This window comes from Bradyrhizobium sp. AZCC 2262, assembly GCF_036924535.1.
Lineage (GTDB): Bacteria > Pseudomonadota > Alphaproteobacteria > Rhizobiales > Xanthobacteraceae > Bradyrhizobium.
Genome location: NZ_JAZHRT010000001.1, coordinates 4,734,244 through 4,749,446, shown reverse-complemented (window position 1 = coordinate 4,749,446; position 15,203 = coordinate 4,734,244). Strand labels below are relative to the sequence as shown.

13 protein-coding genes are annotated in these 15,203 nt (G+C 63.7%); 7 read left to right on the top strand and 6 right to left on the bottom strand.

Translation table 11 applies throughout. From position 1 onward, the window contains the following. Positions 1-98 precede the first annotated feature (98 nt). On the top strand, positions 99-2,891 hold the full coding sequence (gene ppc / locus V1283_RS22590; RefSeq protein ID WP_334393142.1) for a phosphoenolpyruvate carboxylase: 2,793 nt from the start codon (positions 99-101) through the stop codon (positions 2,889-2,891). Between the two features lie 115 nt (positions 2,892-3,006). On the opposite strand, the gene V1283_RS22585 is transcribed toward ppc, so the two are convergent. From V1283_RS22585 to V1283_RS22570, 4 genes are all read right to left on the bottom strand, one after another. Beyond that, positions 3,007-3,942, bottom strand: coding sequence for an SMP-30/gluconolactonase/LRE family protein (locus V1283_RS22585; RefSeq protein WP_442895876.1), 936 nt, complete (start codon positions 3,940-3,942; stop codon positions 3,007-3,009). A 454-nt stretch (positions 3,943-4,396) separates the two neighbouring features. After that, the gene (locus V1283_RS22580) at positions 4,397-5,311 is read right to left on the bottom strand and encodes an SDR family oxidoreductase (RefSeq protein ID WP_334388663.1); all 915 of its coding nucleotides are present in this window, start codon (positions 5,309-5,311) and stop codon (positions 4,397-4,399) included. 106 nt (positions 5,312-5,417) lie between these two features. Then, positions 5,418-6,557, bottom strand: a complete 1,140-nt coding sequence (locus V1283_RS22575) for a thiolase C-terminal domain-containing protein (protein WP_334388662.1) — start codon at positions 6,555-6,557, stop codon at positions 5,418-5,420. A gap of 5 nt (positions 6,558-6,562) precedes the next feature. After that, a complete protein-coding gene (locus tag V1283_RS22570) occupies positions 6,563-6,976 on the bottom strand; it encodes a Zn-ribbon domain-containing OB-fold protein (protein ID WP_108519790.1) in 414 nt (137 codons plus the stop codon). A 205-nt stretch (positions 6,977-7,181) separates the two neighbouring features. Here V1283_RS22570 and V1283_RS22565 point away from each other — a divergent pair, with 205 nt between their 5' ends. From V1283_RS22565 to alkB, 6 genes are all read left to right on the top strand, one after another. Beyond that, positions 7,182-8,522: an acyclic terpene utilization AtuA family protein gene (locus tag V1283_RS22565; RefSeq protein ID WP_334388661.1), complete on the top strand. Its 1,341-nt coding sequence runs from the start codon at positions 7,182-7,184 to the stop codon at positions 8,520-8,522. A gap of 1 nt (position 8,523) precedes the next feature. Continuing rightward, the gene (locus V1283_RS22560; protein ID WP_334388660.1) at positions 8,524-8,844 is read left to right on the top strand and encodes an AtuA-related protein; all 321 of its coding nucleotides are present in this window, start codon (positions 8,524-8,526) and stop codon (positions 8,842-8,844) included. 21 nt (positions 8,845-8,865) lie between these two features. Beyond that, positions 8,866-10,215, top strand: a complete 1,350-nt coding sequence (locus V1283_RS22555; RefSeq protein ID WP_334388658.1) for an amidase — start codon at positions 8,866-8,868, stop codon at positions 10,213-10,215. Continuing rightward, positions 10,208-10,894 (top strand): DUF2848 domain-containing protein, encoded by a 687-nt coding sequence (locus V1283_RS22550; RefSeq protein WP_334388657.1) that lies wholly within the window; start codon positions 10,208-10,210, stop codon positions 10,892-10,894. Before V1283_RS22555 ends, V1283_RS22550 begins: the two co-directional genes overlap by 8 nt. A 186-nt stretch (positions 10,895-11,080) precedes the next feature. Then, a complete protein-coding gene (locus V1283_RS22545) occupies positions 11,081-11,821 on the top strand; it encodes a 2OG-Fe(II) oxygenase (RefSeq protein ID WP_334388655.1) in 741 nt (246 codons plus the stop codon). A 12-nt stretch (positions 11,822-11,833) separates the two neighbouring features. Further along, complete coding sequence (gene alkB / locus V1283_RS22540) at positions 11,834-12,487, top strand: DNA oxidative demethylase AlkB (RefSeq protein ID WP_334388654.1); 654 nt, start codon at positions 11,834-11,836, stop codon at positions 12,485-12,487. A gap of 182 nt (positions 12,488-12,669) precedes the next feature. Here the strand turns inward: alkB and V1283_RS22535 are convergent, their stop codons facing one another. Next, the gene (locus V1283_RS22535; RefSeq protein ID WP_334388653.1) at positions 12,670-14,298 is read right to left on the bottom strand and encodes a thiamine pyrophosphate-dependent enzyme; all 1,629 of its coding nucleotides are present in this window, start codon (positions 14,296-14,298) and stop codon (positions 12,670-12,672) included. A gap of 29 nt (positions 14,299-14,327) precedes the next feature. Next, positions 14,328-15,197 carry a fumarylacetoacetate hydrolase family protein gene (locus tag V1283_RS22530; protein ID WP_334388652.1) on the bottom strand — a complete coding sequence of 290 codons (870 nt, stop codon included), beginning with the start codon at positions 15,195-15,197 and terminating at the stop codon, positions 14,328-14,330. Positions 15,198-15,203 lie beyond the last annotated feature (6 nt).

Here is a 15,203-nt window from a genome sequence, read left to right as displayed (position 1 = left end):
CGCGGTGTCTCCATCTTTATCTTGCACTGCGGCAAAAAACTTGCACACTCGGAATTGCCGGGCAATTTCTGAGGTAGCCAGCCATGTCTTCCCAGATAGTGTCCTCCCAGACCATGCCTTCCGAGACCGAGGCCCGGTCCAATCGCAGCGATGATGCGCTGGCGCTGGAGGAAGACGCGCGGCTGCGGACGGATATCCGCCTGCTCGGGCGTATTCTCGGCGATACCGTGCGCGACCAGGAGGGTGCCGACGTGTTCGACCTGGTCGAGCGCATCCGGCAGACCTCGATCCGGTTCCATCGCGACGAGGACAAGCTGGCGCGGCGGGAACTCGAAACCATCCTCGACAGCATGTCGACCAGCGACACCGTGCGGATCGTCCGCGCCTTCAGCTATTTTTCGCATCTTGCCAACATCGCCGAGGACCAGAACAACATCCGCCAGATGCGTGGTCGTGGTCCTGGCGGGCCGCGGCCGAACGTGCTCACCCAGACCCTGGCCCACGCAAAGACGGCCGGCTTCAGCGCCTCTGAGCTACGCCGCTTCCTTGGGGAGGCCCAGGTCAGCCCGGTGCTGACCGCGCACCCCACGGAAGTTCGCCGCAAGAGCACGATCGACCGCGAGATGGAAATCGCCGGATTGCTCGACCGTCGCGAACGCGTCCAGCTCACGGCGGAGGAAGCCGAGGCCAGTGACGAGCAGTTGCGCCGCGCCGTGCTGACGTTGTGGCAGACCAATCTGCTGCGCCGGACCAAGCTGACCGTGCTCGACGAGGTCGCCAACGGTCTCTCGTTCTACGACTACACCTTCCTGCACGAGGTGCCGAGGCTGCATTGCGCGCTGGAAGACCGACTGAACCTGGAGGAGGGCGGCGCGCCGGGTGAACTGGCCTCGTTCCTGACCATGGGAAGCTGGATCGGCGGCGACCGCGACGGCAATCCGTTCGTCACCGCCGACGTCATGCGCGGCACGCTGCGCCTGCAGTCGAGCCGGGTGATGAACTTCTATCTCGAGGAGTTGCACGTCCTCGGCTCGGAGCTGTCGCTGGCGGCGCACCTTGCCGACGTTTCCGACGAATTGCGCGCCCTGGCCGGGCGCTCGCCGGATACCTCGCCGCACCGGAGCGGCGAACCGTATCGGCTGGCGGTGTCCGGCATCTATGCCCGGCTGACGGCGACCGCGGTGCGGCTCGAGGTTGAAACCACCCGCCGGCCGGTCGGCCAGGCCGCGCCTTATGCGAGCGTAAAGGAATTCAAGGCCGATCTCGACGTGCTTGAGCGTTCGTTGATTGCGAACAATTCCGGCGTGATCGCGCGCGGCCGGCTGCGGTCGTTGCGCCGGGCCGTGGATTGTTTCGGCTTCCATCTCGCCCGGCTCGACATCAGGCAGAATTCCGCGGTGCATGAACGCACGGTGGCGGAGTTGCTGGACGCCGCGACTCCCGGAACATCCTACCTCGCGCTCGGCGAAGAGGCGCGCGTTGCGCTATTGGCGGGCGAATTGCGCAACCCGCGGCCGCTGGCGTCGTCCTTTGTCAAATACAGCGAGGAAACGCTGGGCGAACTCGCGGTGTTTCACGCCGCGGCCGAGGCGCACGCCAAGTTCGGCGCCGATGTGATCCACCAATGCATCATCTCCATGTGCAAGGGCATGTCCGACATGCTGGAGGTGGCGCTGTTGCTGAAGGAGGTCGGCCTCGTCAATCCTTCCGGCCGCAGCGCCATCAATATCGTCCCGCTGTTCGAGACCATCGAGGATTTGCAGGCGTCATCCGGCATCATGGATCGGATGCTGTCGCTGCATGATTACCGCAAGCTGGTGGACAGCCGCGGTGGCATTCAGGAAGTGATGCTCGGCTATTCCGACAGCAACAAGGACGGCGGCTTCGTCACCTCGGGCTGGGAGCTCTACAAGGCCGAGATCGGGCTGGTCGACGTGTTCGAGCGCCACGGCGTGCGGCTGCGGCTGTTCCACGGCCGTGGCGGCTCGGTCGGCCGTGGCGGCGGGCCAAGCTATGACGCCATCATCGCGCAGCCCGGCGGTGCCGTGAACGGCCAGATCCGCATCACCGAGCAGGGCGAAATCATCTCCAGCAAATATTCCAATCCCGAGGTCGGCCGTAGCAATCTGGAAATTCTCGCCGCCGCCACGCTGGAGGCGAGCCTGCTGCATCCGCGGCAGAGCGCGCCGCGCAAGGAGTATCTGACGGCGATGGAGCAGCTCTCCGCGCTGGCGTTCAGGGCTTATCGCGGGCTGGTCTACGAGACCGAAGGCTTTGCCGATTATTTCTGGGGCTCCACCGTCATCACAGAAATCTCGACGCTCAACATCGGCAGCCGTCCGGCGTCGCGCAAGAAGACCCGCGAGATCGAGGACCTCCGCGCCATTCCCTGGGTGTTCAGCTGGGCGCAATGCCGGCTGATGCTGCCGGGCTGGTACGGTTTCGGTTCGGCGGTCGAGACCTGGATCGCGGAACATCCGGAGCAGGGCATGCCGTTCCTGCAGGAACTCTATCGCGAATGGCCGTTCTTCCGCACGCTGCTGTCGAACATGGACATGGTGCTGGCGAAAAGCTCGATCGCGATCGCCTCGCGTTACGCCGAACTGGTGCCCGACGTGAAATTGCGCGAAAGCATTTTTGGACGCATCCGGCGCGAATGGCATTCCTCGATCGAGACGCTGCTCGACATCATGGGGCATGAACGGCTGCTGCAGGGCAACCCGCTGCTGGAACGCTCGATCCGCAACCGCTTCCCCTATCTCGATCCGCTCAACCACGTGCAGGTCGAGCTGTTGAAGGAACACCGCGCGCAGAACCCGGACGAGCAGGTGCTGCGCGGGATTCAGCTCACGATCAACGGCATTTCGGCGGGGCTGCGGAATAGCGGGTAAGGGGCGCGATGGCCTCACCCCGTCATTGCGAGAAGCGAAGCGAGGAAGCAATCCATGCATCCGCACGCGTTGAGATGGATTGCTTCGCTGCGCTCGCAATGACGGCGAAGGCCGCTTACGGCTTCATTGCACCCTGTGCACTGGTGTAGACGGCATAAAGCGATGACGAGCCGCAAATATAAAGTCTATTCCGCTGCTGACCGCCGAAACACAGGTTCGCGACGGTTTCCGGAATGTGGATCTTGCCGAGCAGATCGCCGTCCGCCGTGTAGCAGCGCACGCCGTCCTCGTTCGGATCGCCCCAACCGACCGAGCACCAGAGGCGGCCGTCACGATCGCAGCGCAGCCCGTCGGTAATGCTGGGCTTGGGTATCTCGGCAAAAACCTTGCTGTTCGAAAGCTTCCCGGCCGCGAGATCGACGTCGAACACGCGGATATGCGATGGGTTGTCCGGCCCATCGGTGAAGCCGGTATCGCAGATATAGAGCTTCTTCTCGTCAGGCGAGAAGCAAAGGCCGTTCGGCTCCACGAAGTCATCGACCACCATCTTGATGTCGCCGGACTTCGGATCCACCCGGTAGACGTTTTTCTTGTCCTGCTCGGCGTCGGCCTTGATGCCCTCGTAGTAGCCGCCGATGCCGTAGGCCGGGTCGCAGAACCAGATCGTACCGTCGGCCGCGACGACCGCGTCGTTCGGTGAGTTCAGCTTCTTGCCATTGTACTTGTCGGCGATGATCGTGATCGAGCCATCGAGTTCGGTCCGGGTGACCCGTCGACCGCTGTGTTCGCAAGTGATCAGGCGCCCTTCGCGGTCGATGGTGTTGCCGTTCGAGTTCATCGACGGCTGGCGGTAGACGCTGAGGTGCCCGTCATCTTCCGAGAAGCGCATGATGCGGTTGTTGGGAATGTCGCTGAACAGAACATATCGCCCGGCCGGAAAGTAGACCGGGCCTTCGGCCCAGCGGAATCCGGTCGCGACGCGTTCGACTGCCATGGTGCCGGCGAAGGCCGGAAAGCCTGTCGGTCCGAACGAAACCTTCGGCTTCTTCATCGACTCCAGGCGAGAGTCCGGATAGCGGGCGCCGGGAAGCGGGCCGAGCGGCAGGGGTGGCGACGCAGTCGTTGGCGCGCCGGTCTGGCCGAGCGGCGCGACGGAGGCGGCAGAGGCCGTCTTCATCGTCACGGCTGAGGCGGCGAGCGCGGCCGCGCCGGTCAATATCTTGCGACGGTCAAAACCGCCGCCTTGTCGTTGGGGATCGGAAAGGGTCAGCGAAGTTGTCATGATTTCCTCCCGTGTATTTTTTGTTGGGAGGAAAAACATCTGCCCGCATTCCGGCATAAAGCAGGCGGCTGTAGTGAAACAATCAGAGATGGCGGTGCTACTTGGGTTTGGCAGCGCAGCAATGCGTGGGTTGGGCAAAGCGAAATATGCCCACCGCCAAGACGATGATCGATAGATGGTGGGCACGGCGCTATGCGCCTTTGCCCCATCCTACGACTCGACCTCAGATCGGATCCCAGGGAAAGATGTCCGCGGAACGGTCGAGCTTGTAGAACGATCCCCTGAGCGCCGGCATGCCGTGCTCGGCGATGGTCTGCGGCGTCCAGCCTTCGCTGCGCTGCACCGAGCGCAGAGGACGATTCTGGCTGAACAGGAATATCTCGTTCATCCGCACACCGAAGATTTGTCCGGTGACGTCCTTGGCGGCATCGGAAAGCAGATAGGCGCACATCGGCGCGATCTTCTCCGGGCCCATCTGCTTGATCTTCTCGACGCGCGCCTTCTCGGCCTCGGTCTCGGTCGGGATGGTGCCGATCATGCGGGTCCAGGCGAATGGCGAGACGCAGTTCGAGCGCACGTTGAAGCGGCCCATGTCGAGCGCGATCGACTTCGACAGGCCGACGATGCCGAGCTTGGCGGCGGCGTAGTTGGCCTGGCCGAAATTGCCGATCAGGCCCGAGGTCGAGGTGAAGTGCACGAAGGAGCCGCTCTCCTGTTCGCGGTATATCCGTGCCGCGGCGTGAGAGACGTAGAACGAGCCCATCAGGTGCACTTTGATGACGGCCTCGAACGCTTCCACGCTCATTTTGTGGAAGATCATGTCGCGCAAAATGCCGGCATTGTTGACGACGCCATCGAGCCTGCCGAAATGATCGGTTGCCGTCTTCACGATCTTGCTGGCGGGAATCGCTTCCGCCACTGACTCGAAGTTGGCGACCGCGGTGCCGCCGCGCTTCTTGATTTCCTCGACCACCTCCTCGGCGGGCGCCGCGCTCGAACCGGCGCCATCCGCGGCGACACCGGGATCGTTGACGACGACCTTGGCGCCTTCGGCGGCGCAGAGCAGCGCGATCTCGCGGCCAATGCCGCGGCCCGCGCCGGTGACGATGATGACCTTGTCTTGCAATGATTTTGCCATTTGGGTTCTCCTGTTGTGCCCCGTCATTCCGGGATGGTGCGAAGCACCAGACCCGGAATCTCGAGATTCCGGTTTCGCGCTACGCGCGCCCCGGAATGACGGGTTGTTACTTCTCGTTCGTAAAGATGATCGTGCCGGATGCCCCGAACATGCCGCCGACGCCGTGGCAAACTGAAATCTTCGCGTCCTTGACCTGGGCGGGTGCGATGCCGCGCATTTGCCGCACGCTCTCCTGCAGCGCGTACATGCCGTACATGCCGGAATGCATGTAGCTCAAGCCACCGCCGTTGGTGTTGAGCGGCAGCTTGCCGCCCGGGCGGGTGTTGCCGTCGGCAATGAACTTGCCGGTTTCCTCGTGCGGCATGAAGCCGAGATCGCCGAGGCCATAGAGCGGTAGATGCGCAAAGGCGTCGTAGACCATCAAATGATCGACATCCTTGTGGGTGATGCCGGCTTCCTTGAACGCCAAGGGTCCCGCGACCTTGAACGCGCGCGAGCTGTCAAAAGTCTCCATCTGGCTGACCATCGGCGTTTCCACGCTTTCGCCGGTGCCAAGGATATAGACCGGCTTGTTCGGAAAGTCCTTGGCGCGGTCGGCCGAAGTGAGGATCAGCGCGCCGCCGCCGTCGGTGACGAGGCAGCATTGCAGGATGCGGAACGGGTAGGCGATCATCCGCGAATTCAGCACGTCCTCGACCGTGATCGGCGCCTTCATGGTGGCGCGCGGATTCTTCGCGGCCCATTCCCGCTGCACCACGGCGACCATGGCGATCTGCTCGTGGGTGATGCCGTAGGTCTTCATGTAGCGCAGCACCGGGATCGGGAACATGCTGGGCGGGCCGTAGACGCCGAACGGCGACTCGAACTGACCGTTGAGGCTGTCAGGCGCAGTCGAGCGCGGTAGTTTACCGATCATCGACTTGCCGCTTTCGGCATGGGTGATCAGCACGGTCTTGCATAGGCCGGCCTCGATGGCGGCAGCGGCATGCCGGACATGCAGCATGAACGAGCAGCCGCCGACCGAGGTACCGTCAACCCAGGTCGGTGTGATGCCGAGGTAATGCGCGATCTGCTGCGGGGTTTCCACGGCAGTGGCAATGCCATCGATATCCGAGAGTTTCAGTCCGGCATCGGCGATGGCGTTGAGCGCGGCATCCGCGTGCAACTGGATCTGCGACATGTTGGGGATGACGCCGAGTTCGGTGGTCTCGGCTGCGCCGACGACGGCGACTGCATTTTTGCGCATGGTGCCTAGCCCTTCGCCGGACGGAACAGGGGAAGGGTGATCTTGTCGTCGAGCTTCTCGAACGCGACTTCGAGCTTCATGTCGAGCTCGAGTGCCTCCGGCGTCTGCGGACAGTCGATGATGTTGCTCATCATGCGCGGACCTTCGTCGAGTTCGACGACCGCGATGGCATAAGGCGGAGTGAAGCCGGGCGCCGCCGGGCGGTGGTTGATCACGTAGCTGTAGAGCGTGCCCTTGCCGCTGGCCTTGAACACGGAAACCTTCCGCGAGGCGCAGGAGGGGCAGAACGGGCGCGGCGGGAAATAGACATTGGCGCAGGCGTCGCAACGCTGCAGGCGCAACTCGCCGGCCTGCGTGCCATCCCAGAAATGCTGGGTTTCCGGCGTGGGTTTTGGTTTAGCGCGCGCAGGCTCCGCCATATCGGCAATTCTCCTTGGGAATGCGGGTTAAGCCCGCTCGTTGCGAACTTGATGCGCCATTGACCGTTCCCCGTCAACGGTCCCAGCAGCGGCGTTGCCGCATGGCCGCATTCCTCCAAGCCACAGCGCTTGTATGCCAGCAATTTTCCGCGCTAGGGTATTTGTGTTGCGAGCCGCGTGGTGCTTGCAACGACAAGGAGACAATGTGCGAACGATACGAATAGGGTCCGGTGCTGGCTATTCGGGCGATCGCATCGAGCCCGCAATCGAACTCGCCGAGAAGGGAGATATCCAGTACCTCGTGTTCGAGTGCCTCGGGGAGCGAACGGTGGCGCTGGCGCAGCAGGCGCGCATGAAGAATCCCGACAGCGGCTATGATCCATTGCTCGAGGAGCGGATGCGCGCGGTGCTGCCGGTCTGCGCCGACAAGGGCATCAAGATCGTGACCAACATGGGCGCGGCTAATCCGGAGGCCGCCGCGCGAAAGACCGCCGATATCGCCAGGTCGCTCGGACTGCCGTCTCTGAAAGTGGCCGCCATCGTCGGCGACGACGTGCTCGACGCCTGCAAGGCTGGCGATCTACCGATCATGGAGTTCGACGGCACGATCAAGCAGCTCGGCAACCGGCTGTTGTCGGCGAATGCCTATCTCGGCGCCGAGTCGATGGCGCAGGCGCTGGCCGCGGGCGCCGATATCGTCATCACCGGCAGGGCATCCGATCCGGCGCTATTCCTGGCGCCGATGATCCATGCCTTCGGCTGGGCGATGGACGACTGGAATCTGCTCGGGCAGGGCACCGTCGCCGGGCATTTGCTGGAATGCGCCGGCCAGATCACCGGCGGCTATTTCGCCGATCCCGGCTACAAGGACGTGGCAGATCTGGCGCGGCTCGGTTTTCCGATTGGAGAGGTCGGCGAGGATGGCAGCCTTGTCGTTACCAAGGTTGCGGGGTCGGGCGGTGCGGTGACGGCGCAAACCTGCAAGGAACAGTTGTTGTACGAGGTGCACGACCCCGCGAAATATTTCCAGCCGGACGTGGTTGCGGATTTCTCGCAGGTGAAAGTCGAGGAAATCGGGCCCGATCGGGTTCGTGTCAGCGGCGGGCGCGGCGCGAAGCGAACCGATACGCTGAAGGTTTCGGTCGGTTATGTCGACAGCTATATCGGCGAAGGACAGATCTCCTATGCCGGCCCCGGCGCGCTGGCGCGGGGGCGGCTGGCGCTGGAGATCGTCCGCGAGCGGCTGAAGCTGACCAATGTCGCCGCGAGCGAATTGCGCTTCGAGCTGGTCGGCGTCGATTCCCTGCACGGGCCTGAAGTTTCCGCGCACGCGGGCGAACCTTACGAGGTGCGCGTGCGCGTTTCAGGGCGCACGGAAAACCTGCGCGAGGCGGTCAGGATCGGCAACGAGGTCGAGACGCTCTATACCAACGGTCCAGCCGCGGGTGGCGGGGCGTGGAAATCGGCGCGCGATGTGGTGGCAGTCGCTTCCGTACTGCTGCCGCGGGGGCTGGCAAAGCCGCAAGTCCGATTTGTGGGAGCATAAGGTGAAGCTGCGCGAGATCGCTCATTCCCGAACCGGCGACAAGGGCAACATCTCCAATATTTCCGTTATTGCCTATGACGCGAAGCACTATCCGCTGTTGCTCGAGCAGGTCACGGCCGCGCGGGTAAAATCGCATTTCGCAGGTGTTGTCGAGGGCGAGGTGGTTCGTTATGAACTGCCCAATCTGTCTGCGCTGAATTTCGTGATGGATCAGGCGCTGGGAGGCGGCGTGACGCGCTCGCTGGCCCTCGATGCGCACGGCAAATCGCTGAGTTCGGCGCTGCTTGATCTCGACATCTCAACCGCGCCGGATGGCAAATAACAAAGAGAGCGACCGACAATCATGTCTGCTAACCCGACACTCGCCACTTTGGCTGCCGATCTCGACGCGGGACGCACCACCGCCCGCAAACTCGTCGAGGAATGTCTCGCAAGGATCGCCGATCCCGCCGGCGAGGGCGCACGAGCTTTTATTCACGTCGACAAGGACGCCGCGCTCACTGCGGCGGACGCGATGGATCATCTGCGCAAAGCCCGCGCCGCGCCGTCGCCCTATGCCGGCATTCCCGTCTCGATCAAGGATCTCTACGACATCAAGGGGCAGGTGACCCGCGCGGGCTCGCGCGCGCTGGAGGATTCGGCGCCGGCTGAAGCCGATGCGCCTGTGGTGGCGCGGCTGCGCCGGGCGGGCTTCATCGTCATCGGCCGCACCAACATGACCGAATTCGCCTATTCCGGCATCGGCATCAATCCGCATTACGGCACGCCGAAGAGCGTGTGGAATCGCAGCGTCGGCCATGTGCCCGGCGGCTCATCCTCTGGTGCGGCGGTTTCGATCGCCGACGGCATGGCTTACGGCGCGCTCGGCACCGATACCGGCGGCTCGTGCCGGATTCCGGCGGCCTATAATGGCATCGTCGGCTACAAGCCGACGCAGGCCCGGGTGCCGCTCGATGGCGGCGTGCCGCTGTCGTTCTCGCTCGACAGTATTGGTCCGCTGGCGCGCACCGTGGCCTGCTGCGCGGTGCTCGACGCCGTGCTCGCCAATGAAGTCGTGCAACCTTTGCAGCCGCGCCCGGTCAAGGGCATGCGGCTGGCGGTGCCGACCACGATCGCGCTGGATGATCTTGACGAGGAGGTCGCAAGGACCTTCGAGCGTGCGCTCGAGACGCTGTCGCGCCGGGGCGCGTTGATCGAGCGGATCGAGGTGCCGGAATTTCACGATATCGGCGTCATGAACAGCAAGGGAGGTTTTGCCGCCGCCGAAAGCTACGCCTGGCACCGCTATTTGCTCACCAGCAAAGGCGACGTCTACGATCCCCGCGTCCGCGTCCGCATCCTGCGCGGCGAAGGCATCAGCGCGGCTGATTATATCGACATCCTCAAGGCGCGCCGTTCGTTCATTGCGCGAACGGAACAGCGCATCGCGCCCTATGACGCGCTGGTGCTGCCGACGACGGCGAATACGCCGCCTGGGATCGCCGACCTCGCCGACGACCAGGCCTTCACCACGCAGAATTTGCGTTCTTTACGCAATTGCACGCTGATCAACATGCTCGACGGCTGCGCGATTTCGCTGCCGGCGCATCGCAAGGGCGAGGTGCCGGTCGGGCTGATGCTGGCCGCGGCGGGCGGATCGGATCGCCGTATTTTCGAATTGGCCGCCGGAATGGAGAATATCATCCGTGTTTGATCTGACCTTCAACGTCGACGACAAGGGCGCGTTGACGCCGCTGACGCTTGCTATCGACCACGCCGTCATCGCCGGCTGGACCGGCCGCGATCCGGTGGCGCGCGACAAGCACATCGCCGAACTCGAAGCGATCGGCATCGCGCGGCCGGCTTCGACGCCGATTTACTACCGATGCTCGGCGCGGCGGATCACCCTGGAGGATCGCATTGAGGTCTGCGGCGAAAATTCCAGCGGCGAGGTCGAGTTCGTGCTGATCGGCTGGCAGGGCCGCATTTTCGTCGGCTGCGGTTCCGACCATACCGACCGCAAGGTGGAAGCCTACAGCGTCACGGTGTCAAAGCAGATGTGCGACAAGCCGGTCGCCTCCGTGCTGTGGGAGCTGGAGGACGTCATCGGTCACTGGGACCGGCTGATCCTGCGCTCCTGGGCCGTCATCGACGGCGCGCGGGTGCTGTATCAGGAGGGCACGCTGGATGCCATGCTGCCGGTCAAGGATCTGATCGACCGCGGTTTTGGCAGCAAGGGCCTGCCCGATGGCTGCGCCATGTTCGGCGGCACCTTTGCCGCCAAGGGCGGCATCCGCCCGGCTGATCGCTTCGAGTTCGAGCTGGAAGATCCCTTGCTGAAGCGGAAGATCAGTCACGGCTATGATGTGATTACGATGCCGGTGCTGGGTTAGCTTTCTCCACATGTCGTCCCCGCGAATGCGGGGACCCATAGCCGCCGTCGTTCGTTGTTAGGACTTGCTGAGGCCACAGCCGCGGCATCACGACAGCCGGTGGTTATGGGTCCCTGCGTTCGCAGGGACGACGCGAGATCGGAAATCGGGTGGCACACACCGGTGCTATTTGCGAGACTGCCCGCCATGAGAGCAACCGCAAGAAATATCGCCCGTTCCCCCGACATCGCCGCCCGCGTCGATGCCATCGACTGGCCGCAGGCAACCGCCGATCTCGACGCGCAGGGCTGCGCGGTCCTGAAAGAATTACTGTCGCCGGACGAATGCGCCGCGTTGGCCGCGCTGTACCCGGACGACCAAAATTTCCGCAGCCGGATCGTGATGGGGCGTCATGGCTTCGGCCGCGGCGAATACAAATATTTCGCCTATCCGCTGCCGGACCTGATCGCAGAATTGCGGCCGGCGCTGTATGCGCGGCTCTGCGGTGTCGCCAATCGCTGGAACGAGACGATGGGGATCGAAGTCCGCTACCCCGACCGCCACGAGGCGTTCCTGAAGCGCTGCCACGACGCCGGGCAAACGCGGCCGACGCCGCTGCTGCTGCAGTATGGTGAGGACGATTACAATTGCCTGCATCAGGACCTCTATGGCGAGCACGTGTTTCCGCTGCAGGTCGCGATCCTGCTGTCGCAGCCGGGCCGCGATTTCGAAGGCGGCGAGTTCGTGCTGACAGAGCAGCGGCCGAGAATGCAGTCGCGGCCCGAGGTGGTTCCGCTCAGGCAGGGCGACGCGGTTGCGTTTGCTGTGCATCATCGGCCGGTGCAGGGGACGCGCGGGCCCTACCGCGTTAATCTGCGCCATGGCGTCAGCCGGATCCGTTCCGGCCACCGCCACACCGTCGGCGTGATCTTCCACGACGCAAAATGAGTGCGGACTGAGTTGACTGCAGATTTGTTCGAGGCTGTTCCGGATGTGCGCCCGTCACGCGAGGTGATGGCGGAGGGCGCGGTATTGCTGCGCGGATTTGCGCGGGCGTTCGAATCCGAACTGCTTCCGGCGCTTCGCGCGATCGTCAAACAGGCAGCGTTTCGGCATCTGATCACGCCGGGCGGCCACCGCATGTCGGTCGCGATGACCAATTGCGGCAGTGTCGGCTGGGTATCGGACGAAACCGGTTATCGTTATGACGCCATCGACCCCAACTCCAAATTGCCGTGGCCCGCGATGCCGACGGTGTTGCGCAGGCTAGCGGCCGAGGCTGCGTCGGACGCCGGGTTCAACGGCTTCGCGCCGGAAGCCTGCCTCATCAACCGCTATGTGCCCGGCGCGAAACTGTCGCTGCATCAGGACAAGGACGAGCTGGATTTTGCCGCGCCGATCGTGTCGGTGTCGCTGGGGCTGCCCGCGATCTTCCTGTTCGGCGGCGCAAAGCGCGCCGACAAGCCGAACCGTTACCGGCTGGAGCATGGCGACGTCGTGGTATGGGGCGGCCCTTCGCGGCTGTTTTTTCACGGCGTTGCCCCGCTCGCCGACGGCGAACACGCCGTCATGGGCCGTCAGCGGATCAATCTCACTTTTCGAAAAACGCGATGATCTCCTTTTTCCTTCTCCCCTTGTGGGAGAAGGTGGCGCGAAGCGCCGGATGAGGGGTTCTCTCAACGAGCAGAACTCGCAGAGACAGACCCCTCATCCGTCTCGCTGCCGCTTCGCGTCAGCGATCCACCTTCTCCCGCAAGGGGAGAAGGGAAGAGCGTTCCGCTGCGTATGGGTCTAGTCTAGATGTTCTTCGCCGGATGAATGAACGCCCACGGGCTCACCTCCGAATCTGTCGGCACCTCCACCGAAATCACGTAAGGCCCGCCATCGGCCAGCGCCTTTTCCAGCGCGGGGCGGAAATGGTCGGGTGAGGTTACGCGCGCCGCGCCAACGCCAAAAGATTCCGCAAGTTTCACGAAATCGGGATTGACGAGGTCGGACGCCACCACGCGGCCGTCGAAGCGCTCGCGCTGGTCGCGGCGGACATTGCCATAGGCGTTGTTGTTGAACACCAGCGTCACCACGCCGATCTTGAACTGTACGGCGGTCGATAACTCCTGCACACCGAACATGAAGCCGCCATCACCGGTGATCGCGACCACCGGGCGGTCCGGATTGGCGACCTTGGCGCCCAATGCGGTCGGGAAACCCGAGCCGAGCGTGCCCTGATAGCCCGAGGTGATGAAGGTGCGCGGCTCGTAGATCGGAAAGCCGTACCAGGAAGCGAAACCGACCTGCGACAGCTCGTCGGTGACGATTGCGTTCGCCGGCAGCACCTCGCGCAGGATGTTCAGATAGGCCATCTGCGGCTGGACCTTCTGGATCTCCCGCTGCGCCGCCGCCGTGGCTTCGCGGATCTCGCCGCGCCGGCCGCTGCTCTTGCTGTAGCCGGCCTTTTTCACCGCCGCCGCCAGATCGGCGGTGCCGGCCTTTGCATCCGCGATGACGGCCGCGTCGGAGATGAACTTTCGCATCTCGACGGGATCGATATCGATGCGAACCGATTTCAGGCCGTCGGGGCGATAGGGCCAGCGCGACATCGTCGGCAGTTCCAGCCGGGTGCCGATTCCGATCATCAGGTCGGTGGTCGGCCACAGCCTGTAGGCCGCCGCCATGGTCAGCCCGAGCTCGTGCGCGTTGGAGACGATGCCGCGGCCGCTGCGGAACGCCACGACAGGCGCGTCGATCATCTCGGCGAGTTCGAGAATTTCCTCGCGCGCGTGAATCGCGCCGCTGCCGACAAAGATCATCGGCCGCTTGCTGCCCTTGATGAGATCAGCGGCGGCCTTGATACGGTCGGGGTCGGGCTGCGGCGCGGGAAGGGGATCGAATACCTTGGAAGCGCCAACCTCGGTGCGCTGCGTAAAGACATCCCACGGCATTTCCAGCGACACCGGACCGCGCCGTCCCGACATCATCTCCTGAAAGGCGCGCGAGACCATTGCGGGCGCAACGTCGGGATATTCGATGCGATCGGCCCACTTCACGAAAGTGCGAAGCGTCGCGAGCTGGTCCGGCATTTCGTGCAGATGGCCGCGGCCTTTACCCAGGAACTGCGTCGGCACCTGGCCGGTGAGGCAGAGCACAGGCTCGTTCGCCCCGAAGGCGGTGAGCAGCGCTGCACCCGCATTGAGCACGCCGGGGCCCGGCACCACGCTGAATACGCCGGGGCGGCCGGTCGATCGCGCATAGCCATATGCCATGTAGCCGCAAGCCTGCTCATGCCGCGCGCCGATCACCTTCAACTGCGCTTGGTGGAACGCATCGAACAGGCCATAGATCTGCGCGCCGGGCAAGCCGAACACGGTGTCGACGCCGTGCGCGACGAGGCCATTGACGATCGCTTCGCCGCCGGAAGTTGATTTCATTATTCTGTCCACTCGCTTGCAGGGATTTGTCAGGCTTCGTCGATCACGCCGTTTTTCAGCACGCCGACGCCGTCGGCTTCGACCTCGATGACGTCGCCTGGTTTCAGATAGCGCGGCGGGTCGAACCGCGCACCGGCGCCGGTCGGAGTTCCCGTCACGATGACGTCACCGGGCACCAGCGTGGTGAAGGTCGAGAGGTAGTTAATGAGATAGCGGAAGCCGAAGATCAATCGTCCCGTGCGGTCGTCCTGCCGCGTCTCGCCATTGACCCGCGTGGTGAGGCGGATGTCGGCGATCTGGCTTTCGGCGGTGTAGGGCACAAGCCACGGCCCGAGGCTGCCGGTGGAATCAAAGTTCTTGCCCTGCGTGACGTTGAACTTGGCGTGGCGCACCCAGTCGCGGATGGTGCCTTCGTTGCAGAGCGTGACCGCGGCGATGTGGTCCAGCGCATCGCTCTCCTTGATATGTCGGCCGGCCTTGCCAATGACCAGCACCAGTTCGCCTTCGTAATCGAGCTGTGCCGAGGCGCGCGGGCGGACCAGCGGCACATTGTGGCCGACGAAGGAACGCGGCGTCCGCATGAACATGCTCGGATATTTCGGGGCGTCCTGGCCGTCCTTGTACTCGGCGTTGCGGTCCGGGTAGTTGACGCCGATGCAGATGATCTTTTCCGGCGAGGGGATCGGTGGCTGCCAGCTGATCACATCGAGCGCGTGGTCCGGCTGCTGCCGCGCGCCTTCGTCGGCGAGTTTTGTCAGCGCGCCGGCTGCGATGACCTCGCGCAGCGTCGGATATTCCTTTCCGAAACGCGCGGAGAGATCGACGATTCCTGCATCGGTCACGGCGCCATATTTGGTGACGCCGCCAATGGAATAGGTCGCGAGACGGGAATTGGTCATGAAATG

Bases quoted from the DNA above. Each gene is read 5' to 3' on its own strand.
- V1283_RS22585 (WP_442895876.1), bottom strand. From the start codon at position 3,942: ATGAAGAAGCCGAAGGTTTCGTTCGGACCGACAGGCTTTCCGGCCTTC.
- V1283_RS22580 (WP_334388663.1), bottom strand. From the start codon at position 5,311: ATGGCAAAATCATTGCAAGACAAGGTCATCATCGTCACCGGCGCGGGC.
- V1283_RS22575 (WP_334388662.1), bottom strand. From the start codon at position 6,557: ATGCGCAAAAATGCAGTCGCCGTCGTCGGCGCAGCCGAGACCACCGAA.
- V1283_RS22570 (WP_108519790.1), bottom strand. From the start codon at position 6,976: ATGGCGGAGCCTGCGCGCGCTAAACCAAAACCCACGCCGGAAACCCAG.
- V1283_RS22555 (WP_334388658.1), top strand. From the start codon at position 8,866: ATGTCTGCTAACCCGACACTCGCCACTTTGGCTGCCGATCTCGACGCG.
- V1283_RS22545 (WP_334388655.1), top strand. From the start codon at position 11,081: ATGAGAGCAACCGCAAGAAATATCGCCCGTTCCCCCGACATCGCCGCC.
- V1283_RS22535 (WP_334388653.1), bottom strand. From the start codon at position 14,298: ATGAAATCAACTTCCGGCGGCGAAGCGATCGTCAATGGCCTCGTCGCG.
- V1283_RS22530 (WP_334388652.1), bottom strand. From the start codon at position 15,197: ATGACCAATTCCCGTCTCGCGACCTATTCCATTGGCGGCGTCACCAAA.